General features: G+C 57.1%; 1 pseudogene. It reads left to right on the top strand.

The features are described 5' to 3' along the window. Positions 1 to 252 (top strand): annotated as a pseudogene (locus tag Q4563_RS21225) (ABC transporter ATP-binding protein); the annotation flags it as partial.

Raw genomic sequence — 252 nt, 5'->3', positions numbered from 1 at the left:
ACTGGGCATTGGTCGCAAGTTCCAGAAACCGACGGTGTTTGAAGCACACAGCGTATTCGACAACCTGGAGCTGTCGCTGAAGTCCAACAAGGGGGTGTTGCCCACGCTGTTTGCCCGTCTCAGTCCGACGGAAATCGGTCGTATCGAAGAAGTGCTGGAAATCATCGGCCTGACGGAACAGCGCTCGATGCTGGCCGGTGCCTTGTCCCACGGTCAGAAGCAATGGCTGGAGATCGGCATGTTGCTGATGGC

The sequence above is a fragment of the Gilvimarinus sp. 1_MG-2023 genome (assembly GCF_030548285.1).
The sequence above is the reverse complement of the archived record's forward strand: the minus strand, read 5'-3'. Positions and strand labels throughout refer to the sequence as shown.